Here is a 20920-nt window from a genome sequence, read left to right on the forward strand (position 1 = left end):
GTCATTATAAAGAATAAGTTATAATTTCTAAATTATTTTTACTATTTTCTTATCGAAGGATAATTGATGGATGATCATGGGAGGTTTGATCCGCTTCATTGGTTTGGTGAGTAATACAAGCATCTCATTTAATGGTATTGGCTTGCTGAAAAGAAAACCTTGTATAAACTCGACTCCTTGACGTGTTAAATAATGGAGTTGTTCAATAGTTTCTACCCCTTCAGCTATAAGATCCATATTTAACTTCTTGGCAAGTGAGATGATGGTCTCTATTAAATGGGTCTCAGAAGGCGTATTACAGATCCTTGACACAAATAACCTATCAATTTTTAAGTGATCTATTTTATATTTTTGTAAATAGCCAAAATTAGAGTAACCTGTTCCAAAGTCATCTATCGCAACAGTAACACCAATTTTATGGAATTCATTTAGTAGCGTTGGTAGATTATTAGTTGATTCAACAAAGTGGCTTTCTACAATCTCTATCGTGAGAGTGATGGTGTTTGGGGGAAATGTAGCTAAAAAGTTTTTACAGTCATCAATTAGATCATGATGTTGTAAGTGTGATGAATGAATATTAAAGCCAATATAAAAAGGGTTTGGAAGACAGTTAATGTTGGCTAATAAGTTTTCAGCCACTATTTTCATCAGCTGTTTAGTCATTGGAATAATTAGCTTCGAGCGTTCAGCTAAACCAATGAATTGTCCTGGCATTATAAGTCCTTTTTTTGGGTGTTGCCAGCGAGCTAGTACTTCAACCCCGCACCATTTTTGGTCGGCAGCTGAAATAACAGGTTGATAGTAAGGAATGAGTTCATTTCTCAAAAGAGCTTGTTGGAAATTACGTCTGGGGGCCGTTAAAAATATGTATAGCAGTGATATAACAAACGATGCAAATAATATAATTGCAAGTAGAAAATAAGAGACAATAGATTTTTCACTCCATGTCACGGTATTGAGGTCAAAGGCAATTTTAAATGGGTATTTGTCTGAGGCAAACATTAATAAGTTATCATTGATGACTCGATTATTGGATAACATTTGATCTTGGGTATTTATCCAATCGTCATTGATAATAAGATAGCCATGATTAGAGAGATGAGTGGATGATAGTATATTTAGAAACGTAGAGGCATGCATGGTGATGAATGCAGACCAATCCCCCCGTATGATACGATAGCTAATGATAGGCATTTGTGGTGCTAAAAACTTGGAAGACAATAAACTTAGTTTTTGCTTTGTATAATAACCTACTATATCCGAATTGTATTGATTTGGTTCGAAGAATGATGAGCAGATAATTTCGCCATTATTTAAAACAGTCAATGATCTAAACCATTGACTAGATTCGACAACTCTTTTTAGGTTGTATTCTTGTATATCACATGAGCTGCTTTTTAACTCTTCAATGGCTGCATACATGGGAAGATTAAATTCATCGAGTATATGGTCTATTTGATTAATGACAAGTGTTGCATCAGAAGCAACTTGTTTTTTATAGTTACTATCAAGACGGTAGTAATTATAGAATATAGTGGTTAGTGTGATAAGAAAAAATAAGGTTAATACAAAAATAGTAAGTTTAACCGTTGAATAACGAATTTCCGATAATAAATTATGCATACATATAACCTAATATAAAGAAAGTTTATTAGGGCATAATCACTGTCATGATTACTTCCTTTTTTTTCAAAAAAAATCATGTTTCTATTATTACTTCTATAGCATAGTTCGAATTTTTATGTATGAGTATTAGATATTAGTAGCTAAAACAATAATGGTGATTTTTATTTTTATATCTATATGATTTAAAATAATTTATTTGTTTTTATTAGGAATTTTTTTAAGATTATTTTAGACTAGATTCATGAGTATAAGCGAGGGTAAATATAAAAATAACTTTTTTGCATTATTAATAAACTCATTGCCAATAGCAAAAGGTTCATGAATACTGTGAGTTGGTTCAAATTGAAATAAGAGTACGTACTATGACACAAGAAAGTTATCTCCAATTATCGTATCAGTCGATTGCTGAGAGCCTATTGGGCCGACAACTAACTGCACAGGAAGGGATAGAGCCAACAATTTTAGGAAGTGAAGAAAAAAGACTGGGTTTGACAATTCCTTCTGCACTTAAGGAGTTTTATCAAACGGTTGGTAAGTTACCGCAATTTATGAGCGCTTTTCAGCTATTTGCTTTGCCTGAGCAACTTTATATAAAAGATGACTTATTGGTTTTTTTAGAAGAAAATCAGGGTGAATGTTATTGGGCTGTTAATGAGCAAGGAAATGTTTTTCAATGTGATGAAGATACTCCCAGCCATGAATTAGGGTTTAATTTAAAGAACTTTTTAGCATTGATGCTATATTATCAAGTAGCTCAAGGGGCAGAATATAGTTTTTGTTCTAATTTGCTAGATCAAGAGTTAGCACAGCTTTATCAAGAGCAGGGCTGGCAACAGGTAGTAAACTATGATGATCTTGTCATTTACCAGTTAGGTAGCTATCTGATTTGGTACTTTAAGGATGATGAAAATGATGTTCTAGATGATCAAGTTTATTTTGTTAGTTTGGTAGAAGTTCCCGATGAGACTATTAATCAATATGTATTAGAAGCACTCTAGTATTTTTTACAGTTGATAAGCAGTGAGTGAATAAGGGTAATAGGTATTATTAAGAATGGCTAGGCAGCGGATAATTATAGGTATTACGGGAGCAACAGGCTTCGTTTATGGCGTTCATGCGTTAAAACTTTTGAAAGCACTCGATGTTGAAACACACTTGGTGATTACAAAACCAGCTGAGTTAACCCGTGAGTATGAAACGGAGTTTATAAAAGAAGATGTTCGTGCCCTTGCCGATTTTAATTACACCATCAGTGATATCGGCGCGGCAATCTCAAGTGGTTCATTTAAAACATTAGGTATGTTAATTGCTCCCTGTTCAGTGAGGACGATGGGAGAAATAGCCAATTGTGTCTCTTCAAATTTATTAACACGTGCGGCTGATGTCGTGTTAAAGGAGCGACGTCGTTTGGTGCTTATGTTGAGGGAAACGCCGTTACATACTGGTCATATAAAGCAGATGTTGGCGGTGAGTGAAATGGGGGGGATTATTATGCCTCCTGTACCTGCTTTTTACGATAAGCCAAAATCATTGAATGATATTGTTCATCATACTGTGGTGAGATCATTGGATTTATTTGGTTTAGAGGTTGAAGACTTTCCACGCTGGGGGGAGGAGTTAAAACCTTAGATGGTTTATAATGAGCTATATTATGATAAAGAGATATTTGTAAGATGACAAAATCGTTTGATCCCTTCATTGATTTAAAAAATAAAACAGCTATGAGCAGTAAAGCTGTTGAAATTATAGCACGTGAGCATTGTTTTCAAGGGTTTTATCGTTTAGATCGTTTAAAGCTACGGCATAAACTATTCTCAGGAGAACAAAGCGCAGTAATAACGAGAGAGCTTTTCGTCAGGCCTGATGCTGTTTGTATGTTGCCTTATGATCCTATACAAGATAAGGTGGTTTTTGTTGAGCAGGTTCGGGTTGGCGCAATAGAAAAAAGTGCTAATCCTTGGATGCTTGAGCTAGTAGCAGGTTTAATTGATAAAAAAGATGAAGATCCGCAAGATGTGGCTTATCGTGAAGCGCTAGAAGAGGCAAACTTAGAAATTACTGATTTACTACCTATTTCACAATACTACCCTTCTGTGGGAGGGAGTGATGAATATATTTATTTATATCTAGGTCGTTGTGATAGCAGTGAAGCCGGTGGTGTACATGGTTTGGAGTCTGAGGGTGAAGATATTCGTACCCATGTTTGGACATATGAGCAAGCAGTTACTAATTTACAACAGGGTTTAATTCAGAATGCGGCCAGCATTATTGCATTGCAATGGCTTATGCTAAATAGAGATCGAGTCCGTCAACAATGGGGGTGATGAATAAAGAAACATATGCGGTTGATTTATCTGGTTTGCATGCAATCTATGAACGTAATTATGCATGTTTAATACGGTTATTGCCTCGTATGCGAGAGGATGGATATAAACGTTGTTTTGCATTCACTGCAGAGCAGAGGATAAAAACACGTCTAAATTTTTCTATTATTGAGAATAGTCCTTATACTTCTTATTTATTGTTAAAGCAGGATAATTTACTTGTTTGGCTGCCTAGCCCTGAGCTATATATTCGTTGTTACCATGATGCTAAATTAGCTGAAGTTGTATTCGCTAAAAATACCAGAAACTTTAAGGGAGTGTATGCTTATCCTAATAAAGCTATGCATCAGCCAGATGAAAAAAAACAATTAAATCAATTTGTTGAAGAATGGTTAGGTCGTTGCCTATCATCAGGTTATGAGGTTGCTGATACAGCAATAAAAATATGACCAGTACGATATATGGATTTATTTATGATGATCTTACTGAACAAAACGCATTGCAACTCAGTGATGTTGGAAAAAAACTTAATACAACCATAGTTCCTTGGCGTGTTTATGAGGACGTGGCCAATATAATTGTTAATCATTGGCCTGGAAATTTATGGTTTGTGCAAGTTATTCAAGCCTTTTCAATTTCCAATGAGGGGTATCTGCCCGCTATCGCCATTAAACCTATTAAGCAATTACCTTGTTCTTTATTATTTGGACTTCAGGGAGAAGGAATCTGCCAATTATTAGATAAAATTAAGCGGTTAACTTTGTTAAAAGTTGAAGAGTTGGCACGCTTTGCTAATCCAATCAGTGATAGAGCCTATGCAAATGCGTGGAATTGTTGGCTGAAAAAAGCAACAAAGTTAACTATGCATCATGATGCAGATCATAGCTCTACATTGGCAATAGGATTCGCTGAAGAGAGCTCACCCATATATAGTGGTTTTTTAGCGGTTGATTATTTACTGCGACAAAGAGCTTGCGAGTTAGTTGGTAAAGATGGGAGTAAGCATGATATGGACAGCATTTATCAAGCAGCCACTTGGCGCAAAGCATGTAATGCTCTTTTATATATCGCTATGGGAGTTGGTGCAGAGCAATATGTCGTTGCAAAGGATTTGCCACTACTGTTGTTAGGATTAGACATTATAAATAACTAATAGGTATCCATCGCCAAAGATTACTAATAAATAGCAATAATCACTTTATGTATTAGCTCAAAAAGCAATAGTCTATTACTTCTACAGCTGTAGACGTAATTCATCGCTTAAAATGAATCAATTATAAACTAACTTGTTTTAAATAAATTTTGGAATTCTTCATCCGTGAGCATGTCACCTTCTAAACAAGCTGCAGGATTATTTTGCCAGTAAGGAAGGATATACATATTTTTTCGTACTACTTTTTCAGCATAATCTCTTGTAAAATGCTCTTCATTGATAAAATATTGAATACCACCTTCAAAAATATCCTCACATGATTTTATTTCTTTGTTTTCATTAACACAGTAAATACAAAAGACATATCCATCTTTTCTAAGACTAACAAAGCCTTCATTATCTAAGGGCATTGAGCATGCTGAACAAATTTCCATAGTAGTTCCTCACTTAAGTAAATATTAACTGCAAATTGAAACAAATAATCAAAAAAAAGCTAATTAATACCAACACGGCCTAGCTTAAACAAGTAATTAATTTTGAACTTAGTTTTTGATTACACTAGTTATTGAATAAACTCAATAACTAGCGAACATAGATAATTTCAGGACCGTCTTCGTCATCATCATCCCAGTCATCATCGAAATCTTCTTCTGCTGCTTTCAGTCCACTACGGCGTAATGCTCTTGCATCATCCAATGCTTGTAGGCGAGCACGTGCTTCATCATCAATGCGTTGATTCAGATCTTTCATATAGGCTGCATAGTCCGGATCTTCTTCAATTCTTAATGTGCGTTCATCTAAGTAACGCATCACTGCTTGGGCGAGTTCTTCAGTTCCTTGACGTTCACTTGCGGAAATAATAAATACAGGACCTTCCCACTGTAATCTTTCTACAATGGTATTTTTAATTTCTTGCTGTTCTTCCTCTAGTAGTTGATCGGCTTTATTTAAAACTAGCCAACGATCGCGCTCTAATAAAGAAGGACTAAATTTTTCTAGCTCATTAATAATGGTTGTTGCAGCATCTACAGGATCTGTACCATCGATGGGTGCCATATCAATAAGATGCAATAATAACCTTGTACGGGTTAAGTGTTTTAAGAATCGTGTTCCTAAACCACTGCCCTCTGATGCCCCTTCAATTAAGCCTGGAATATCTGCGATCACGAAGTTTTTAAAGCGACTGACGCTAACAACTCCTAGGTTTGGAACAATGGTTGTAAATGGATAGTCTGCTACCTTCGCTTTAGCTGCGGATACACTGCGAATAAGGGTACTTTTACCTGCATTAGGTAAACCAAGTAAGCCAACATCCGCAATAACTTTTAGTTCAAGTTTTAGATCCCGTGCCTCACCAGGTTTACCGGGTGTCGTTTGGCGCGGTGCTCTATTGGTACTCGATTTAAAACGAGTATTCCCCAAACCATGCCAACCGCCTTGAGCAACCATAATGCGTTGGCCTTCTTGAGTTAAATCACCAATGATTTCAAGTGTATTTGCATCAATGATGGTTGTTCCAATGGGGACGGGAAGTATAAGATCTTCTCCTTTTGCACCTGTACAATCAGTGCTACCACCATTTTCGCCGCGTTGTGCTTGGAAGCGACGGGTATAACGATAATCAACCAATGTATTAAGGTTGGCGGCTGCTTCTAAATAAATAGAACCACCATCGCCACCATCACCACCATTGGGACCACCCTTTTCGATAAATTTTTCACGTCTAAAGCTCATGCAGCCATTACCGCCATCACCTGCTTGGACGTGGATAGATACTTCATCAACGAATTTCATAGATTACCTTCGTCTCTCGACGGATTTAAAATTAGATTAGTTATTAGTTTAATGAGTTGTAATGGCTTTGCAAGAGGGAAGAAAGATTTTGTACTAAAAACAAAAAAACCCTGTCTAAGACAGGGTTTTTTAGATAGTAAAATTATGCAGCAACAATGCTTACATAACGACGACCAAATTGGCCTTTTACTTCAAACTTTACAACACCATCAACTTTAGCAAATAAAGTATGGTCTTTACCAATTCCTACACCATATCCTGGGTGGAATTGAGTACCACGTTGACGTACAAGAATGTTACCTGCTTTAACAACTTGTCCACCAAATAGTTTTACACCTAGTCGTTTGGATTCCGAGTCACGACCGTTGCGGGTAGAACCGCCAGCTTTCTTATGTGCCATGAGTATATACTCCTCAAAAAGGTTCTAGGCAGAAATACCAGTAATCTTAATTTCAGTGTACCATTGACGGTGACCCTGACGTTTCATGTGGTGCTTACGACGGCGGAACTTGATGATTCTTACTTTGTCGTGACGACCTTGGCTGATTACTTCAGCTGTCACTTTAGCACCATCAATTACTGGTGCACCAATGTTTACTTTTTCACCGTCTGCAATTAGAAGTACTTTATCAAGAGTGATAGTTTCACCTGTTGGAACTTCTAATTTTTCAACTTTAAGGTATTCACCTTCAGCGACTTTATATTGCTTGCCGCCAGTTACAATAACTGCATACATTTAAATAATCTCCGTTAGTCCTGCTCACCCGACACTTTAGAATAAATATAAATGGTCTGGCATGGCTGCTAATGCTGGAAACACTAGCTATTGCGTAAGACAGGTAGTTTGCCTGACAACTTCAGGGGAATGAATTTTACTCTGCTTGTTCATGCAAGGCAAGTAGATTTATATGATTTACTATTTTTTGATATTAAAAAGCACTTAAAAATGGATAAAATATATTTAGAGAGATATCAATATAGATTATAGATTTATAGTTGAAATGATGACGAAAGCTAATCATTTAAATAAAGGGCAGTCTGAGCGTATTATGAATATAGAGAATAAGCAAGGGCTGATTAGTTGGGCGGATGCGCGTATTGGCTGGGCTAGTAGCTCTAAAACAAATAGAACTGTTTATTACCGAGATAAGGTATTTGTTAATATTTTTCGACACGGCCTTTATGGAAACTACATTCATATAGATGCAGGAGAGGAGTATTAGATTTCTGATGTTAAGAAAAAGAATCTAATGCGCATCCTTATGAAAGAATAGACACTATATCTATAGATGAGGATACATTGGAAGTATATAATCGCCTTTGCGGAAAAGAACTCTAAAAATAATATTATGCTTGACACTTAGTTGCAGCCCCCCTAGCATTACAAGCAATGTTTTTAAGGAATATTTCGTGTGACAGCTCAATCTAAAAACCATAGTTTCTATCAAGTGATTACTGATGATTTCTCCCGTGTTAATGAAATCATACGGCGGCAATTAGTCTCTAATGTTCCTTTAGTGGAGCAAATAGCAGAGTATATTATTTCTGCAGGAGGAAAACGCCTCCGTCCTTTATTGGTTTTATTAGCGGGAAATGCTGTAGGTAAAAAAGGTGATGACCTTTGTTTGCTGGCAGGGTTGATTGAATTTATTCATACATCAACATTATTGCATGATGATGTAGTTGATGCATCAGGATTGCGTAGAGGTCGGTCAACGGCTAATGCAATCTGGGGAAATGCCCCCAGCGTGTTGGTGGGTGACTTTTTATATACACGCGCTTTTGAAATGATGGTCAAGTTAGACTCGATGCCTATTATGCAGGTGATTTCTCATGCCACCCGTATCATTGCAGAAGGAGAGGTATTGCAGTTATCTCGTGTACGTGATGCGAGTACAACAGAAGAAATTTATATGGAAGTTATCCGTGGTAAAACGGCGATGCTGTTTGAGGCGGCCACACACAGCGCTGCTGTTTTAGGGGGTGCACCTGAAGAGCAATGTGAAGCTTTGCGCTGTTTTGGTGATGCTTTAGGCGTTGCATTCCAGCTAGTGGACGACTTGTTAGATTATCAAGGTGATATTAGTGAGTTAGGGAAAAATGTAGGAGATGATCTTGCAGAAGGGAAGCCGACACTCCCCCTTATCTATGCTATGGCTAATGGTACCGAGGAGCAATCTGCTATTATTCGTAAAGCTATTCAGCGTGGCGAGGGTGAAGAGTTTCAGTTGATTAGTGAGATAGTGAAAGAAACAGGCGCTTTAGATTACACAGCAAAATTGGCTAAAGATTATGCAGAGCGTGCAATACGCTTTTTAGATCAAATCCCAGATAGTATCTATAAAGTAGCGATGGTAGATTTAACGAAGTTCGCTGTTGAACGTGTTTATTGATGGTGAGGCTTAACTTATCAATAAGCTATTTGAACTTAAACATTTATATGCATTAATCGAATGTAGTAACTGGTATCGATATCTGTCTTTAATTTACAAATTAAAAATTAAATTGTAACTAAATATTTAATTTTCGAAAGCGGCTAGCTTAGATTACTAGTAATTGAGTCTCAAAGAGGCTTCAAATTTGACGATTTAAATAGAGGGTAGTCCCTGATATTACGTGGAAATAAAATAATAATAATGATTGACAGTCATTAGAACTCCTCGTAGAATTACGCCTCTTTTCAGTGGGTATATTCCGTCTGCTGAAAATTATTAGAGTCTGAGGTCAATATGCAAAACCAACAAATCCGTATTCGGTTAAAGGCATTTGATCACCGCTTGATCGATCAATCAACTCAGGAAATCGTAGATACTGCGAAACGTACTGGGGCTCAAGTTCGTGGTCCAATACCATTACCAACTCGTAAAGAGAGATTCACCGTGTTGATTTCTCCGCACGTTAATAAAGACGCGCGCGATCAATATGAAATTCGTACTCATAAAAGAGTATTAGATATCGTTCAACCAACTGATAAAACAGTTGATGCATTAATGAAGCTTGATCTTGCAGCAGGTGTTGAAGTGCAAATCAGCCTCGGCTAAGGCTTTGCTTTAGTCGTGTAACGCTCTGAAATGGGCGGCCATAGCGGGTGAGAGCCCCGTACACTTACAGAGGTATAAATATGACAATTGGTGTTATCGGTCGTAAATGTGGTATGACCCGCATTTTTACCGAAGAAGGTATCTCGATTCCAGTTACTGTTATTGAAGTAGAGCCGAATCGCGTTACTCAATTCAAATCAGAAGAAACAGATGGTTACCGTGCTGTACAAGTGACAGTGGGTGGGCGTCGTGCTTCACGTGTTACTAAGCCTCAAGCAGGTCATTTTGCAAAAGCAAAAGTAGCTGCTGGTCGTGATGTATTAGAATTCCGTCTTAGCGAAGGTGAGTACCAAGCAGGCGACGAACTTAAAGTAGATATGTTCGAAGCTGGTCAAATGGTTGATGTAACAGGTCAATCAAAAGGTAAAGGATTCGCTGGTACAATCAAGCGCTGGAATTTCCGCGGTCAAGACAATACTCACGGTAACTCAGTTTCTCACCGTGTGCCAGGTTCCATCGGTCAGTGTCAGACTCCTGGTCGTGTATTTAAAGGCAAAAAAATGTCTGGTCACTTAGGTGCTGAACGCGTTACTGTACAGTCCCTAAAAATCGTTCGTGTTGATGCTGAGCGCAACTTACTATTAGTAAAAGGAGCTGTTCCTGGCGCTGTTGGTAGTGATGTGATCGTGCGTCCAGCTGTTAAAGCTCGCGGTTAAGGGGGTAAAGAATGCAATTAAATGTAAACGGTGCTAACGCAATCGAAGTAAACCAAGTTGTCTTTGATGCAAAGTACAATGAAACATTAATCCACCAAGCAGTGGTGGCTTATATGGCGGCAGGCCGTCAAGGCAGTCGTGCACAAAAAACGCGTGCTGAAGTTTCTGGCGGTGGCAAAAAGCCTTGGCGTCAAAAAGGAACTGGCCGTGCTCGTGCAGGTTCAAGCCGTAGTCCAATTTGGCGTAGTGGTGGTACTACTTTTGCTGCTAAGCCACAAGATCACTCACAAAAACTTAACCGTAAAATGTATCGTGCTGCTATTCGCTCAATTTTATCTGAGCTTGTACGTACTGATCGTTTAGTGGTTGTAGAAAACTTTGCGGTTGATGCCCCAAAAACTAAAGAATTAGTAAGTAAACTGCATGCATTAGATTTAAAAGATGTATTAATCGTTACTGATGCATTTGATGGTAACCTATGCTTAGCGGCTCGTAATTTACCTAACGTTGATTACGTAGATGTTACTGGTTCTGATCCAGTCAGTTTAATTGCTTATGAGAAGGTGCTTATTACTGTACCTGCTATTAAGAAAATTGAGGAGGTATTAGCATGAGTTTAGAACAAGCTCGTCTATTTAACGTTCTACTTGCCCCTCTACATACTGAGAAGTCAGAACTAATTTTGGAAGAAGGCGGTCAAGATCGCATTGCTTTCAAAGTAGCTGCTAGCGCTAATAAAGTTGAAATCAAAGAAGCAGTTGAAAAACTATTCAAAGTTGAAGTAGCTAAAGTAATGACCTTAAATGTGAAAGGTAAGGTTAAAAGAGAAATGTCTGGCAAAACTACAAGACGTGTTCGTTTTGCGAAAGGTAAAGAAAGCGATTGGAAAAAAGCCTACGTTGTTCTTAAGCCAGGCAGTGTTATCGAATCATTAGCTGCTCAAGATAAATAAGGTAGGGAGCATTCATGGCTATAGTTAAATGCAAACCGACCTCAGCAGGACGTCGTTTCGTAGTTAAAGTTGTAACTCCAGAGTTACATAAAGGTGCTCCTTATGCACCACTACTTGAGAAAAAGTCCAAGACTGGTGGTCGTAACAATAATGGTCGTATTACTACACGTCATATTGGCGGTGGTCATAAACAACATTATCGTTTGATTGATTTTCGTCGTAATGATAAAGATGGTATTCCTGCTGTTGTTGAACGTATTGAATACGATCCTAACCGTACAGCGCATATTGCATTATTAAAATATGCAGATGGTGAGCGCCGTTATATTATTGCGCCAAAAGGTGTTAAGTCAGGTGACCAATTGATTGCTGGTGCACATGCACCTATCAAATCTGGTAACTCTTTACCTTTACGTAATATTCCTGTGGGTAGCACAATTCACGCAATCGAGTTAAAGCCAGGTAAAGGTGCACAAATTGCACGTTCAGCAGGTGCTTACGTTCAATTAGTTGCTCGTGAAGGTGCTTATGTAACTGTTCGTTTACGTTCTGGTGAAATGCGCAAGATTTTATCTGAGTGCCGTGCAACATTAGGTGAAGTATCTAATGGGGAGCATAGCTTACGCTCATTAGGTAAAGCAGGTGCTAGTCGCTGGCGCGGAATTCGTCCTACTGTACGTGGTGTGGCGATGAACCCTGTTGACCATCCACACGGTGGTGGAGAAGGCCGTACTTCTGGTGGGCGTCATCCTGTAACACCTTGGGGTATTAAGACTAAGGGTAAAAAGACTCGTACTAACAAGCGTACAAATAATATGATTGTACGTCGTCGTAAATAATAGAGTGAGGATACGATAATGCCACGTTCGTTAAAGAAAGGTCCTTTTATCGATCTTCACCTATTGAAGAAGGTCGAAACGGCGGTAGAGAAGAATGATCGTAAACCAATTAAGACTTGGTCACGTCGTTCAATGATATTGCCACAAATGGTAGGTTTAACTATTGCTGTTCATAATGGTCGTCAACACGTACCAGTACTTGTGAACGAAGACATGGTTGGCCATAAATTAGGCGAATTTGCTGCTACCCGTACTTATCGTGGTCATGCTGCAGATAAAAAAGCCAAGCGTTAATAGGTGAGCATAATGAAAGAAGACAAAGATAAAATAGTATCTGCGAAATTATCGGGTGCTAGTATTTCTGCTCAGAAAGCTCGCTTAGTTGCTGATCAAATTCGTGGTAAAGAGATTGGTGACGCACTTAATTTGTTAGCGTTCAGCAGTAAGAAAGCTGCACCGTTATTCAAAAAAGTGCTTGAGTCAGCTGTCGCTAATGCTGAACAAAACAAGGGTTTTGACATAGACGATTTAAAAATTCATGCAGTTTATGTGGACGAAGGTCGTTCATTAAAACGTATGTTGCCACGTGCAAAAGGTCGTGCCGATCGTATTGTTAAGCGGTCTTGTCATATCACTGTTAAAGTTATCGAAAAATAACGGAGTCGATCAGATGGGTCAGAAAGTACATCCTACTGGCATACGCCTAGGAATAGTAAAGGAGCACACTTCTGTTTGGTATGCAGATCGCAAAAATTATGCGGATTATCTGAATACTGACTTAAAAGTTCGTGGTTATCTCCAAGATAAATTAAAAAACGCGTCCGTAAGCCGGATTGACATTGCTCGTCCAGCGCAAAGTGCACGTATCACTATTCACACTGCTCGTCCTGGTATTGTTATCGGGAAAAAAGGTGAAGATGTTGAAAAGTTACGTCAGGACCTGACCAAACAAATGGGTGTTCCAGTCCATATTAATATTGAAGAAATTCGTAAGCCAGAATTAGATGCAATGTTAGTAGCTCAAGGTGTTGCCCAGCAGTTAGAGCGTCGCGTTATGTTCCGTCGTGCAATGAAACGTGCGGTACAAAATGCAATGCGTCTTGGTGCAAAAGGCATTAAGATTCAGGTGAGCGGCCGTTTAGGTGGTGCTGAGATTGCTCGTAGTGAATGGTATCGTGAAGGTCGTGTTCCTTTACATACACTTCGTGCGGATATCGATTATGCTACATATGAAGCGCACACTACCTATGGTGTTATTGGTGTTAAAGTTTGGATTTTCAAAGGCGAAGTTATTGGTGGCCAAATTGAAGAGACAAAACCAGCACCTTCATCTCGCAAAAAAACTGCTAAATAAGGGGTACGCCAAATGTTACAACCAAAGCGTACAAAATTCAGAAAGCAGATGACGGGTCATAACCGTGGTCTAGCTCATCGCGGTAGCAAAGTAAGTTTCGGCGAGTACGCGCTGAAAGCTACTGATCGTGGTCGTTTAACTGCTCGTCAAATCGAAGCAGCACGTCGTGCTCTTACTCGTCATGTTAAACGTGGTGGAAAAATCTGGATTCGTGTTTTTCCTGACAAACCTATTACTAAAAAGCCTCTCGAAGTTCGTATGGGTAAAGGTAAAGGTAGTGTTGAATATTGGGTAGCACAAATTCAGCCTGGTAAAGTGCTTTATGAAATTGAAGGTGTTACAGAAGCCTTAGCGCGTGAAGCATTTGCTTTAGCCGCTGCAAAGCTTCCTATTGCCACCACTTTTGTTAAGCGGACGGTGATGTAATGAGTAAATTAAAACAAAAACGTGAAGAAGTGCGGAATCTTTCCGTAGAACAAATAAACGAGCAAATTATGGGTTTATTGCGTGATCAGTTTAATTTGCGTATGCAAAAAGCAACGGGTCAGCTAGGTCAGATTCATTTGCTTAAACAAGTTAAACGTGATATCGCTCGCCTTAAAACCGAGTTGACCGTGAAACAGAAGCAGGCAGGTAAGTGATTATGACTGAAGCTCAAAAAACTGTTCGCACGCTTATGGGTCGTGTGATTAGCGATAAAATGGACAAAACAATTACTGTATTGATTGAGCGCCGTGTAAAGCACCCAATCTATGGTAAATATGTTAAGCGTTCTACTAAACTACATGCGCATGACGAAACTAATCAATGTCGTATTGGCGACACAGTCAGTATTCGTGAAACTCGCCCACTATCCAAGACTAAAGCTTGGACATTAGTGGAAGTAGTTGAACGTGCAGACGCAGTATAAGAGGGTCGGAGAAAGTATATGATTCAGACTCAATCAATGCTAGAAGTAGCAGATAACAGTGGTGCACGTCGTGTTATGTGTATCAAAGTTTTAGGCGGTTCACATCGTCGTTATGCTGCTGTAGGTGATATTATTAAAGTAGCTGTAAAAGAAGCTATTCCTCGCGGTAAAGTGAAGAAAGGACAAGTGATGACAGCTGTTGTTGTTCGCACTCGTCATGGCGTACGTCGTCAAGATGGTTCCTTAATCCGTTTTGATGATAATGCAGCTGTATTATTAAACAACAAGCAAGAGCCGATTGGTACCCGTATCTTTGGGCCAGTAACTCGTGAACTTCGTACTGAGAAGTTTATGAAAATCGTCTCACTTGCTCCAGAAGTGTTGTAAGGAGAGGCGTTATGAGTAAAATTCGTCGAGATGACGAGATTATCGTCATCGCCGGTAAAGATAAAGGTAAGCGTGGACGTATCTCTAAAGTGCTTGCTGATAGCCGTGTGATTGTAAGTGGCATTAATATGGTTAAACGCCATACTAAGCCTAATCCACAAGCTGGAACTCAAGGTGGTATTGTTGAGAAAGAAGCACCTTTACATATCTCTAATGTTGCTATCTTTAATCCAGAAACAGAAAAAGCGGATCGTGTGGGCTTTAAATTTGAAGATGGTGTAAAGGTTCGTGTCTTCAAGTCCAATCAACAACCGATTGATGCTTGAGGAAGAAAGGTAAATAACCATGGCACGATTAGAAAAAGTTTATAAAGAACAAATTCTTCCTAAATTAAAAGAAGAATTAAAATTAGCAAATGTGATGGAAGTTCCTCGCATTACCAAAATTACCCTTAACATGGGACTTGGTGAAGCTATTGGCGATAAGAAAGTAATTGAAAATGCGTTGTCTGATATTGAAAAAATTACAGGTCAAAAAGCTGTAGTGACTAAGGCGCGTAAGTCAATTGCTGGATTTAAAGTTCGTGAAGGCTGGCCGATTGGTATTAAGGTAACTTTACGTCGTGATCGTATGTATGAGTTTTTGGATCGTTTGATTTCGATTTCTTTACCTCGTGTTCGTGACTTCCGTGGCTTAAATGCTAAGTCTTTTGATGGACGCGGAAATTATAGCATGGGTGTAAAAGAGCAAATCATTTTCCCAGAAATTGATTACGATAAAATTGATACTTTACGCGGTTTGGATATCACTGTTACCACTACAGCGCGTACAGATGATGAAGGACGTGCTTTATTACGTGCCTTCAACTTCCCATTCCGCAACTAGGAGCTAGATAATGGCAAAAACAAGCATGAAAAACCGTGAATTGAAGCGTATTCAAACGGTTGCTAAGTATGCTGAAAAGCGTGCTGCTTTGAAAGCAATTATTGTTAATCCAAAGTCTACTGATGAAGAGCGTTGGGAAGCACAGGTTGCTTTACAGAAACAACCTCGCGATGCGAGTAAATCTCGTATTCGTAACCGTTGTCGTATTACTGGTCGTCCTCACGGTGTTTACCGTAAGTTTGGACTAGGGCGTAATAAGTTACGTGAAGCAGCAATGCGTGGAGATGTTCCAGGATTAGTGAAAGCTAGCTGGTAATCTCTTTAAGTAGTATTGTGTATAAATAAGTCAAGCTATTTAGCTTGACTTATTTTTTTTGTAAATCTAAAATAACCGGCTCGCTGGAAGTCCATATGATTTCTGCGTAATGTGCCTATCAGTATATTATTCTGTATAGGTTCTTTTATATTTTTAGGAGTATAGATAGCCCATGAGTATGCAGGACCCGTTAGCTGATATGCTAACTCGTATCCGTAATGCCCAAATGGCTGAAAAGTCAATTGTAAGCATGCCATCATCTAAGTTAAAGGTGGCTGTAGCCAAAGTTCTTCACGACGAAGGTTACATTGTAGGGTACACAGTTAGTGAAAGCGTAAAACCCGAGTTGGCAATCGAATTAAAATATTTCGAAGGTCGTCCCGTAATCGAAGAACTTAAAAGAGCTAGTCGCCCAGGCTTGCGTAACTATAAGTCAGCTTTAGAGCTGCCAAAAGTACGTGGTGGTCTTGGAATTTCTATCATCTCAACCAATAAAGGTGTGATGACAGATAGAGCTGCTCGCGCTGCCGGTGTTGGTGGCGAAGTACTTTGCACAGTATTCTAAGGGGAGTTAGCCATGTCACGCGTTGCTAAAAATCCCGTTACTATTCCAGCAGGGGTTGAAGTTAAAATCGCTGGAAATCAATTTTCTGTTAAAGGTCCTAAAGGAACTTTAGAAATGAAAATCCATCCTGCCGTGGAAGTTGCGCAAGATGGTTCTGAATTGAAATTTGCTTTACGTGAAAATGCCGAGCTTGATGTTAAAGCAATGGCAGGTACAACACGTGCACTTGTTAATAATATGGTGTTAGGTGTTAGTCAGGGTTTTGAGCGTAAACTTTTATTAAATGGTGTTGGTTACAGAGCACAAGCTAAAGGCCAAGTTTTAAGCTTAGCACTTGGTTTTTCGCATCCGATTGATTACCAATTACCAGCAGGTATTACTGCAGAGACGCCTACTCAAACTGAAATTTTGATTAAAGGCATTGATAAACAAGTGGTTGGACAAGTAGCAGCTGAAGTTCGCAGTTTCCGTCCGCCTGAACCTTATAAAGGTAAAGGTGTGCGTTATGCAGATGAAACTGTCCATCGTAAAGAAGCTAAGAAGAAGTAGGACATAAATCATGAGCGACAAAAAAGAAACTCGTTTGCGCCGTGCACGTAAGTCACGTTTAAGAATGCGCGAGCTGGAAGTTGTACGTCTCTGTGTGTACCGTTCTTCCCAGCATATTTATGCTCAAGTTATTGCAGCTGATGGTGGCAAAGTATTAGCTTGTGCTTCTACGCTGGATAAAGAATTGCGCGATGGTACAACAGGAAATATCGAAGCAGCCAAGAAAGTAGGCCAATTAATTGCTACTCGTGCTAAAGCTGCGGGCGTAACCAAACTAGCCTTTGATCGTGCTGGTTTTAAATATCACGGTCGAGTTAAGGCATTAGCTGATGCTGCTCGTGAAGGCGGGCTGGAGTTCTAAGTTATGGCAAACGAGCAAAAACGTGATCGCGATAATCGCGAAGAGAAAGAAACACGCGACGAAGGCTATATTGAAAAATTAGTTCAAGTAAATCGCGTAGCTAAAACAGTAAAGGGTGGTCGTATCTTTACCTTTACAGCATTAACTGTAGTGGGTGATGGTAAGGGAAGAGTAGGTTTCGGACGTGGTAAATCACGCGAAGTTCCTTTGGCTATCCAAAAAGCTATGGAAGCTGCACGTCGTAATATGATCCAAGTTGATTTAAATGGAACTACATTACAGTATCCAGTTAGATCAGTACATGGTGCATCTAAAGTATATATGCAACCAGCATCTGAAGGTACTGGTATTATTGCTGGTGGTGCGATGCGTGCTGTATTAGAGGTTGCCGGTGTGCAAAACGTGTTGGCAAAATGCTATGGTTCTACAAATCCTGTAAACGTTGTTTATGCAACTTTTAAAGGTTTAAGAGATATGCAATCGCCTGAGTCTGTAGCTACTAAACGTGGCAAATCAGTAGAGGAGATTCTATAACCATGGCTACTGTTAATAAATTAAAAGTAACCCTTATTAAAAGTACAAATGGTCGTTTAGCGAACCACAAAGCTTGTGTTAAGGGATTAGGTCTACGTCGTATTGGTCATACAGTTGAAGTATTAGATACTCCAGAAAATCGTGGTATGATCAATAAGGCATATTACCTTCTTCGTGTGGAGGACTAATAATGGCCCTATTTTTAAATGAAATTACTAGTGCTGCTGGGGCTCGTCGTGCTAAATTGCGCGTAGGTCGTGGTATCGGTAGTGGCTTAGGTAAAACAGCAGGACGTGGTCATAAAGGTGTCACTTCACGTACTGGTGGTGGTGTTGCCCCAGGGTTTGAAGGTGGTCAAATGCCTTTACACCGTCGTTTACCTAAATTTGGCTTTATTTCACAAAAAGCCTTAGATCGTGCAGAAGTTCGCACCTCTGAATTGGCTAAAGTAAAAGCAGATGTTGTTACATTACAAACTTTGAAAGAAGCTAACGTAATCAATGGCAGTGTTAAACGTGTAAAAGTTGTTTTATCAGGCAAAGTAGCTGGTTCATTTACTTTGAAAGGTATTCCAGCAACTAAAGGTGCGCGTGAAGCTATTGAAGCAGCTGGTGGTAAGTTCGAGGACTAAATGGCAAAGCAAAACGCTCTCTCTTCATTCGCAGGTGGTGGTTTAACTGAGTTATATTCTCGGTTAAAGTTCCTATTTTTGGCAATTATTATATATCGGATAGGTGCCCATATACCTGTTCCAGGCATTAATTCTGTAGCATTGCAGAATATGTTTGATCAGCAAAGAGGAACGATTTTTGACTTATTTAATATGTTCTCGGGTGGTTCTCTTGAGCGCATGAGTATTTTTGCATTAGGGATCATGCCCTATATTTCTGCATCAATTATCATGCAGCTCTTGAGTGCCGTGGTACCCTCTTTAGAACAGTTAAGAAAAGAAGGTGAAGCTGGGCGTCGTAAGATTACTCAATATACGCGCTATGGTGCACTTTGTTTAGCGATTATACAATCGATTGGTATGTCGTTAGGTTTAGCTAGTCAAGGTGTTACTTTTGACACTGGCTTCTCATTTTTCTTTGTTGCCGTCACAACATTTGTTGCAGGTTCAATGTTTTTAATGTGGTTGGGTGAACAAATTACTGAGCGCGGTGTTGGTAATGGTATTTCCATGCTAATCTTTGCTGGTATTGTTGCAGGCATTCCTACCGCAATTGTTCATTCTTTAGCTACTTTTAATGACACAGGCGATCATTTAATGTCACTTTTGACATTGGTCGCTGTTGCAGTATTAATTATTGCTATCGTTGCATTCGTTGTATTTATCGAACGAGGTCAAAGACGCATTGAAATTAGTTATGCAAGACGTCAACAACAGGGCTATAAGAATTTTTCTAAGCAATCTAGTCATTTACCTCTAAAAGTAAATATGGCAGGTGTTATTCCAGCAATTTTTGCTAGCAGTATTTTATTATTTCCAGCATCAATTGCTCAGTGGTTTGGTCAAAGCGAAAGTATGGGTTGGTTACAAGAAATTGCCAAGCTATTAGCGCCCAACCAGCCATTGTATGTTTTATTATTTATTGCTGGGATTGTATTTTTCTGTTTCTTCTATACAGCTTTAGTTTTTAATCCTAAGGATGTAGCTGAGAATCTGAAAAAATCAGGAGCTTTTATTCCTGGTATTCGTCCTGGTGAACACACGGCTCGTTACATTGATGGCGTTTTAACGCGCCTGACTTTGTTTGGAGCAATTTACATGGCAGCAGTTTGTTTATTACCACAGTTTTTAATTTCAAAGCTGGGTCTGCCATTTTACTTAGGTGGGACTTCATTATTGATCGTCGTAGTTGTTGTAATGGACTTTATGGCTCAAGTCCAATCGCATCTAGTGTCTCATCAATATGATTCTCTAATGAAAAAATCTAATCTGAAGAGTTATGGTAGATAATATCTGCCTATCTTATAAGGTTTGAGGAGCTACTGATGAAAGTCCGTGCATCGGTAAAGAAGTTATGCCGTAATTGCAAAATTATCCGTCGCAATGGTATTGTACGTGTAATTTGTAACGCAGAACCTCGTCACAAACAACGTCAGGGTTGATTGTGTTATTTTTTACTCTCAGTAGCTAGTGTGCTACTGAGTTATTTTAACTACAGCATTAATATTTTTACTTTATTCCTGACTACCAAGGTTAAAAATAGCTGTCAAATGGAGTTTTATGAATGGCCCGTATAGCAGGCGTTAACATTCCAGATAACAAACATACCGTTATCTCGTTGACTTACATTTATGGTGTAGGTCGCGTAACTGCACATCAAATCTGTGCAGCGACTGGAATTAATCCAGCAGCAAAGATTAAAGATCTTTCAGAAGAGCAGCTCGAACAGCTTCGTGGTGAAGTAGCTAAGTTCACAACTGAGGGTGACCTTCGTCGTGAAATTAACATGAATATTAAGCGTTTAATGGACTTAGGTTGCTACCGTGGTTTACGCCATCGTCGTGGTTTACCTGTTCATGGTCAACGTACAAAAACAAATGCTCGTACCCGTAAGGGACCACGTAAGCCAATTCGCAAGTAATTGTCTACTATAGGATTTAATTA

Annotated in this window: 36 protein-coding genes; 31 read left to right on the forward strand and 5 right to left on the reverse strand. The window is 39.0% G+C overall.

Annotated elements, in window-relative coordinates; translation table 11 throughout:
• Window positions 1-27: 27 nt before the first annotated feature.
• Window positions 28-1623, reverse strand: a complete 1596-nt coding sequence (locus DM558_RS13385) for an EAL domain-containing protein (protein WP_127164442.1) — start codon at window positions 1621-1623, stop codon at window positions 28-30.
• Window positions 1624-1988: 365 nt separating this feature from the next.
• On the opposite strand from DM558_RS13385, the gene DM558_RS13390 reads away from it, so the two are divergent.
• The 5 genes from DM558_RS13390 to DM558_RS13410 all read left to right on the forward strand — a co-directional run bounded on the left by DM558_RS13390 (window position 1989) and on the right by DM558_RS13410 (window position 5103).
• On the forward strand, window positions 1989-2624 hold the full coding sequence (locus DM558_RS13390) for a hypothetical protein (RefSeq protein ID WP_127164443.1): 636 nt from the start codon (window positions 1989-1991) through the stop codon (window positions 2622-2624).
• Between the two features lie 55 nt (window positions 2625-2679).
• On the forward strand, window positions 2680-3255 hold the full coding sequence (locus DM558_RS13395) for a UbiX family flavin prenyltransferase (RefSeq protein WP_109704055.1): 576 nt from the start codon (window positions 2680-2682) through the stop codon (window positions 3253-3255).
• A gap of 92 nt (window positions 3256-3347) precedes the next feature.
• The gene (locus DM558_RS13400) at window positions 3348-3950 is read left to right on the forward strand and encodes an NUDIX domain-containing protein (protein ID WP_127164900.1); all 603 of its coding nucleotides are present in this window, start codon (window positions 3348-3350) and stop codon (window positions 3948-3950) included.
• Window positions 3950-4399: a DUF1249 domain-containing protein gene (locus tag DM558_RS13405; RefSeq protein WP_228411759.1), complete on the forward strand. Its 450-nt coding sequence runs from the start codon at window positions 3950-3952 to the stop codon at window positions 4397-4399. The genes DM558_RS13400 and DM558_RS13405 overlap by 1 nt, the downstream gene beginning before the upstream one ends.
• Window positions 4396-5103, forward strand: coding sequence for a hypothetical protein (locus DM558_RS13410; RefSeq protein WP_127164445.1), 708 nt, complete (start codon window positions 4396-4398; stop codon window positions 5101-5103). The genes DM558_RS13405 and DM558_RS13410 overlap by 4 nt, the downstream gene beginning before the upstream one ends.
• A 128-nt stretch (window positions 5104-5231) precedes the next feature.
• Here DM558_RS13410 and DM558_RS13415 read toward each other — a convergent pair whose 3' ends face one another.
• The 4 genes from DM558_RS13415 to rplU form a co-directional block, all read right to left on the reverse strand.
• The gene (locus DM558_RS13415) at window positions 5232-5537 is read right to left on the reverse strand and encodes a zinc ribbon domain-containing protein (RefSeq protein WP_127164446.1); all 306 of its coding nucleotides are present in this window, start codon (window positions 5535-5537) and stop codon (window positions 5232-5234) included.
• A 148-nt stretch (window positions 5538-5685) separates the two neighbouring features.
• Window positions 5686-6897: an Obg family GTPase CgtA gene (gene cgtA, locus DM558_RS13420; RefSeq protein WP_127164447.1), complete on the reverse strand. Its 1212-nt coding sequence runs from the start codon at window positions 6895-6897 to the stop codon at window positions 5686-5688.
• A 142-nt stretch (window positions 6898-7039) separates the two neighbouring features.
• A complete protein-coding gene (gene rpmA, locus DM558_RS13425; protein WP_109704051.1) occupies window positions 7040-7297 on the reverse strand; it encodes a 50S ribosomal protein L27 in 258 nt (85 codons plus the stop codon).
• A 24-nt stretch (window positions 7298-7321) separates the two neighbouring features.
• A complete protein-coding gene (gene rplU / locus DM558_RS13430; protein WP_109704050.1) occupies window positions 7322-7633 on the reverse strand; it encodes a 50S ribosomal protein L21 in 312 nt (103 codons plus the stop codon).
• A 265-nt stretch (window positions 7634-7898) separates the two neighbouring features.
• On the opposite strand from rplU, the gene DM558_RS13435 reads away from it, so the two are divergent.
• The 26 genes from DM558_RS13435 to rpsM all read left to right on the forward strand — a co-directional run bounded on the left by DM558_RS13435 (window position 7899) and on the right by rpsM (window position 20897).
• A complete protein-coding gene (locus tag DM558_RS13435; protein ID WP_127164448.1) occupies window positions 7899-8120 on the forward strand; it encodes a hypothetical protein in 222 nt (73 codons plus the stop codon).
• Between the two features lie 189 nt (window positions 8121-8309).
• The gene (locus tag DM558_RS13440; protein ID WP_127164449.1) at window positions 8310-9290 is read left to right on the forward strand and encodes a polyprenyl synthetase family protein; all 981 of its coding nucleotides are present in this window, start codon (window positions 8310-8312) and stop codon (window positions 9288-9290) included.
• A gap of 336 nt (window positions 9291-9626) precedes the next feature.
• Window positions 9627-9938: a 30S ribosomal protein S10 gene (rpsJ, locus tag DM558_RS13445; protein ID WP_044501102.1), complete on the forward strand. Its 312-nt coding sequence runs from the start codon at window positions 9627-9629 to the stop codon at window positions 9936-9938.
• An 80-nt stretch (window positions 9939-10018) separates the two neighbouring features.
• Window positions 10019-10654: a 50S ribosomal protein L3 gene (gene rplC, locus DM558_RS13450; protein ID WP_109704047.1), complete on the forward strand. Its 636-nt coding sequence runs from the start codon at window positions 10019-10021 to the stop codon at window positions 10652-10654.
• Between the two features lie 11 nt (window positions 10655-10665).
• Complete coding sequence (gene rplD, locus DM558_RS13455) at window positions 10666-11268, forward strand: 50S ribosomal protein L4 (protein WP_109704046.1); 603 nt, start codon at window positions 10666-10668, stop codon at window positions 11266-11268.
• Window positions 11265-11606 carry a 50S ribosomal protein L23 gene (rplW, locus tag DM558_RS13460; protein WP_109704045.1) on the forward strand — a complete coding sequence of 114 codons (342 nt, stop codon included), beginning with the start codon at window positions 11265-11267 and terminating at the stop codon, window positions 11604-11606. The genes rplD and rplW overlap by 4 nt, the downstream gene beginning before the upstream one ends.
• Before the next feature lie 14 nt (window positions 11607-11620).
• A complete protein-coding gene (gene rplB / locus DM558_RS13465) occupies window positions 11621-12445 on the forward strand; it encodes a 50S ribosomal protein L2 (protein WP_109704044.1) in 825 nt (274 codons plus the stop codon).
• A gap of 18 nt (window positions 12446-12463) precedes the next feature.
• Window positions 12464-12739 carry a 30S ribosomal protein S19 gene (gene rpsS, locus DM558_RS13470; protein ID WP_109704043.1) on the forward strand — a complete coding sequence of 92 codons (276 nt, stop codon included), beginning with the start codon at window positions 12464-12466 and terminating at the stop codon, window positions 12737-12739.
• 12 nt (window positions 12740-12751) lie between these two features.
• Complete coding sequence (gene rplV / locus DM558_RS13475) at window positions 12752-13102, forward strand: 50S ribosomal protein L22 (RefSeq protein WP_109704042.1); 351 nt, start codon at window positions 12752-12754, stop codon at window positions 13100-13102.
• Window positions 13103-13115: 13 nt separating this feature from the next.
• On the forward strand, window positions 13116-13799 hold the full coding sequence (gene rpsC / locus DM558_RS13480) for a 30S ribosomal protein S3 (protein ID WP_109704041.1): 684 nt from the start codon (window positions 13116-13118) through the stop codon (window positions 13797-13799).
• A 12-nt stretch (window positions 13800-13811) separates the two neighbouring features.
• Complete coding sequence (rplP, locus tag DM558_RS13485; RefSeq protein WP_127164450.1) at window positions 13812-14225, forward strand: 50S ribosomal protein L16; 414 nt, start codon at window positions 13812-13814, stop codon at window positions 14223-14225.
• On the forward strand, window positions 14225-14440 hold the full coding sequence (rpmC, locus tag DM558_RS13490) for a 50S ribosomal protein L29 (RefSeq protein WP_127164451.1): 216 nt from the start codon (window positions 14225-14227) through the stop codon (window positions 14438-14440). The genes rplP and rpmC overlap by 1 nt, the downstream gene beginning before the upstream one ends.
• 2 nt (window positions 14441-14442) lie before the next feature.
• Entirely contained in the window at window positions 14443-14709 is a 267-nt protein-coding gene (gene rpsQ / locus DM558_RS13495) for a 30S ribosomal protein S17 (protein ID WP_127164452.1), read from the forward strand.
• Window positions 14710-14727: 18 nt separating this feature from the next.
• A complete protein-coding gene (gene rplN, locus DM558_RS13500) occupies window positions 14728-15096 on the forward strand; it encodes a 50S ribosomal protein L14 (RefSeq protein ID WP_127164453.1) in 369 nt (122 codons plus the stop codon).
• An 11-nt stretch (window positions 15097-15107) separates the two neighbouring features.
• Complete coding sequence (gene rplX / locus DM558_RS13505) at window positions 15108-15422, forward strand: 50S ribosomal protein L24 (RefSeq protein ID WP_109704036.1); 315 nt, start codon at window positions 15108-15110, stop codon at window positions 15420-15422.
• Window positions 15423-15441: 19 nt separating this feature from the next.
• The gene (gene rplE / locus DM558_RS13510) at window positions 15442-15981 is read left to right on the forward strand and encodes a 50S ribosomal protein L5 (protein ID WP_109704035.1); all 540 of its coding nucleotides are present in this window, start codon (window positions 15442-15444) and stop codon (window positions 15979-15981) included.
• Window positions 15982-15991: 10 nt separating this feature from the next.
• A complete protein-coding gene (gene rpsN, locus DM558_RS13515) occupies window positions 15992-16297 on the forward strand; it encodes a 30S ribosomal protein S14 (RefSeq protein WP_109704034.1) in 306 nt (101 codons plus the stop codon).
• A 172-nt stretch (window positions 16298-16469) separates the two neighbouring features.
• Window positions 16470-16862, forward strand: a complete 393-nt coding sequence (gene rpsH / locus DM558_RS13520) for a 30S ribosomal protein S8 (protein ID WP_109704033.1) — start codon at window positions 16470-16472, stop codon at window positions 16860-16862.
• A gap of 12 nt (window positions 16863-16874) precedes the next feature.
• Entirely contained in the window at window positions 16875-17411 is a 537-nt protein-coding gene (gene rplF, locus DM558_RS13525) for a 50S ribosomal protein L6 (RefSeq protein WP_127164454.1), read from the forward strand.
• A gap of 10 nt (window positions 17412-17421) precedes the next feature.
• A complete protein-coding gene (gene rplR / locus DM558_RS13530) occupies window positions 17422-17772 on the forward strand; it encodes a 50S ribosomal protein L18 (RefSeq protein ID WP_109704031.1) in 351 nt (116 codons plus the stop codon).
• A 3-nt stretch (window positions 17773-17775) separates the two neighbouring features.
• Window positions 17776-18306: a 30S ribosomal protein S5 gene (rpsE, locus tag DM558_RS13535; RefSeq protein ID WP_109704030.1), complete on the forward strand. Its 531-nt coding sequence runs from the start codon at window positions 17776-17778 to the stop codon at window positions 18304-18306.
• Between the two features lie 2 nt (window positions 18307-18308).
• The gene (gene rpmD, locus DM558_RS13540; RefSeq protein ID WP_127164455.1) at window positions 18309-18494 is read left to right on the forward strand and encodes a 50S ribosomal protein L30; all 186 of its coding nucleotides are present in this window, start codon (window positions 18309-18311) and stop codon (window positions 18492-18494) included.
• A 2-nt stretch (window positions 18495-18496) separates the two neighbouring features.
• Window positions 18497-18937, forward strand: coding sequence for a 50S ribosomal protein L15 (rplO, locus tag DM558_RS13545; RefSeq protein WP_127164456.1), 441 nt, complete (start codon window positions 18497-18499; stop codon window positions 18935-18937).
• Window positions 18938-20266 (forward strand): preprotein translocase subunit SecY, encoded by a 1329-nt coding sequence (gene secY, locus DM558_RS13550; RefSeq protein ID WP_109704027.1) that lies wholly within the window; start codon window positions 18938-18940, stop codon window positions 20264-20266.
• Window positions 20267-20301: 35 nt separating this feature from the next.
• A complete protein-coding gene (rpmJ, locus tag DM558_RS13555) occupies window positions 20302-20418 on the forward strand; it encodes a 50S ribosomal protein L36 (protein ID WP_109704026.1) in 117 nt (38 codons plus the stop codon).
• A 122-nt stretch (window positions 20419-20540) separates the two neighbouring features.
• Window positions 20541-20897 (forward strand): 30S ribosomal protein S13, encoded by a 357-nt coding sequence (gene rpsM, locus DM558_RS13560; protein ID WP_109704025.1) that lies wholly within the window; start codon window positions 20541-20543, stop codon window positions 20895-20897.
• The last annotated feature ends 23 nt before the right edge of the window (window positions 20898-20920 follow it).

Origin of the sequence: Entomomonas moraniae (genome assembly GCF_003991975.1) — a bacterium.
In the GTDB taxonomy this organism is placed as follows: Bacteria; Pseudomonadota; Gammaproteobacteria; order Pseudomonadales; family Pseudomonadaceae; genus Entomomonas; species Entomomonas moraniae.

Coding starts and splice junctions, on each gene's coding strand:
- rpmC (WP_127164451.1), top strand. CDS start 14,225: ATGAGTAAATTAAAACAAAAACGTGAAGAAGTGCGGAATCTTTCCGTA.
- DM558_RS13415 (WP_127164446.1), bottom strand. CDS start 5,537: ATGGAAATTTGTTCAGCATGCTCAATGCCCTTAGATAATGAAGGCTTT.
- DM558_RS13395 (WP_109704055.1), top strand. CDS start 2,680: ATGGCTAGGCAGCGGATAATTATAGGTATTACGGGAGCAACAGGCTTC.
- rpsH (WP_109704033.1), top strand. CDS start 16,470: ATGAGTATGCAGGACCCGTTAGCTGATATGCTAACTCGTATCCGTAAT.
- rplC (WP_109704047.1), top strand. CDS start 10,019: ATGACAATTGGTGTTATCGGTCGTAAATGTGGTATGACCCGCATTTTT.
- rplE (WP_109704035.1), top strand. CDS start 15,442: ATGGCACGATTAGAAAAAGTTTATAAAGAACAAATTCTTCCTAAATTA.
- DM558_RS13400 (WP_127164900.1), top strand. CDS start 3,348: ATGAGCAGTAAAGCTGTTGAAATTATAGCACGTGAGCATTGTTTTCAA.
- rpsS (WP_109704043.1), top strand. CDS start 12,464: ATGCCACGTTCGTTAAAGAAAGGTCCTTTTATCGATCTTCACCTATTG.
- rpsE (WP_109704030.1), top strand. CDS start 17,776: ATGGCAAACGAGCAAAAACGTGATCGCGATAATCGCGAAGAGAAAGAA.
- rpsQ (WP_127164452.1), top strand. CDS start 14,443: ATGACTGAAGCTCAAAAAACTGTTCGCACGCTTATGGGTCGTGTGATT.
- rplW (WP_109704045.1), top strand. CDS start 11,265: ATGAGTTTAGAACAAGCTCGTCTATTTAACGTTCTACTTGCCCCTCTA.
- DM558_RS13410 (WP_127164445.1), top strand. CDS start 4,396: ATGACCAGTACGATATATGGATTTATTTATGATGATCTTACTGAACAA.
- rplU (WP_109704050.1), bottom strand. CDS start 7,633: ATGTATGCAGTTATTGTAACTGGCGGCAAGCAATATAAAGTCGCTGAA.
- rplB (WP_109704044.1), top strand. CDS start 11,621: ATGGCTATAGTTAAATGCAAACCGACCTCAGCAGGACGTCGTTTCGTA.
- rplR (WP_109704031.1), top strand. CDS start 17,422: ATGAGCGACAAAAAAGAAACTCGTTTGCGCCGTGCACGTAAGTCACGT.
- rplX (WP_109704036.1), top strand. CDS start 15,108: ATGAGTAAAATTCGTCGAGATGACGAGATTATCGTCATCGCCGGTAAA.
- rplP (WP_127164450.1), top strand. CDS start 13,812: ATGTTACAACCAAAGCGTACAAAATTCAGAAAGCAGATGACGGGTCAT.
- rplD (WP_109704046.1), top strand. CDS start 10,666: ATGCAATTAAATGTAAACGGTGCTAACGCAATCGAAGTAAACCAAGTT.
- rplV (WP_109704042.1), top strand. CDS start 12,752: ATGAAAGAAGACAAAGATAAAATAGTATCTGCGAAATTATCGGGTGCT.
- rpsC (WP_109704041.1), top strand. CDS start 13,116: ATGGGTCAGAAAGTACATCCTACTGGCATACGCCTAGGAATAGTAAAG.
- rplO (WP_127164456.1), top strand. CDS start 18,497: ATGGCCCTATTTTTAAATGAAATTACTAGTGCTGCTGGGGCTCGTCGT.
- rpmD (WP_127164455.1), top strand. CDS start 18,309: ATGGCTACTGTTAATAAATTAAAAGTAACCCTTATTAAAAGTACAAAT.
- DM558_RS13435 (WP_127164448.1), top strand. CDS start 7,899: ATGATGACGAAAGCTAATCATTTAAATAAAGGGCAGTCTGAGCGTATT.
- cgtA (WP_127164447.1), bottom strand. CDS start 6,897: ATGAAATTCGTTGATGAAGTATCTATCCACGTCCAAGCAGGTGATGGC.
- rpmJ (WP_109704026.1), top strand. CDS start 20,302: ATGAAAGTCCGTGCATCGGTAAAGAAGTTATGCCGTAATTGCAAAATT.
- rpsJ (WP_044501102.1), top strand. CDS start 9,627: ATGCAAAACCAACAAATCCGTATTCGGTTAAAGGCATTTGATCACCGC.
- rplN (WP_127164453.1), top strand. CDS start 14,728: ATGATTCAGACTCAATCAATGCTAGAAGTAGCAGATAACAGTGGTGCA.
- DM558_RS13405 (WP_228411759.1), top strand. CDS start 3,950: ATGAATAAAGAAACATATGCGGTTGATTTATCTGGTTTGCATGCAATC.
- DM558_RS13385 (WP_127164442.1), bottom strand. CDS start 1,623: ATGCATAATTTATTATCGGAAATTCGTTATTCAACGGTTAAACTTACT.
- rpsM (WP_109704025.1), top strand. CDS start 20,541: ATGGCCCGTATAGCAGGCGTTAACATTCCAGATAACAAACATACCGTT.
- rpmA (WP_109704051.1), bottom strand. CDS start 7,297: ATGGCACATAAGAAAGCTGGCGGTTCTACCCGCAACGGTCGTGACTCG.
- rpsN (WP_109704034.1), top strand. CDS start 15,992: ATGGCAAAAACAAGCATGAAAAACCGTGAATTGAAGCGTATTCAAACG.
- rplF (WP_127164454.1), top strand. CDS start 16,875: ATGTCACGCGTTGCTAAAAATCCCGTTACTATTCCAGCAGGGGTTGAA.
- secY (WP_109704027.1), top strand. CDS start 18,938: ATGGCAAAGCAAAACGCTCTCTCTTCATTCGCAGGTGGTGGTTTAACT.
- DM558_RS13390 (WP_127164443.1), top strand. CDS start 1,989: ATGACACAAGAAAGTTATCTCCAATTATCGTATCAGTCGATTGCTGAG.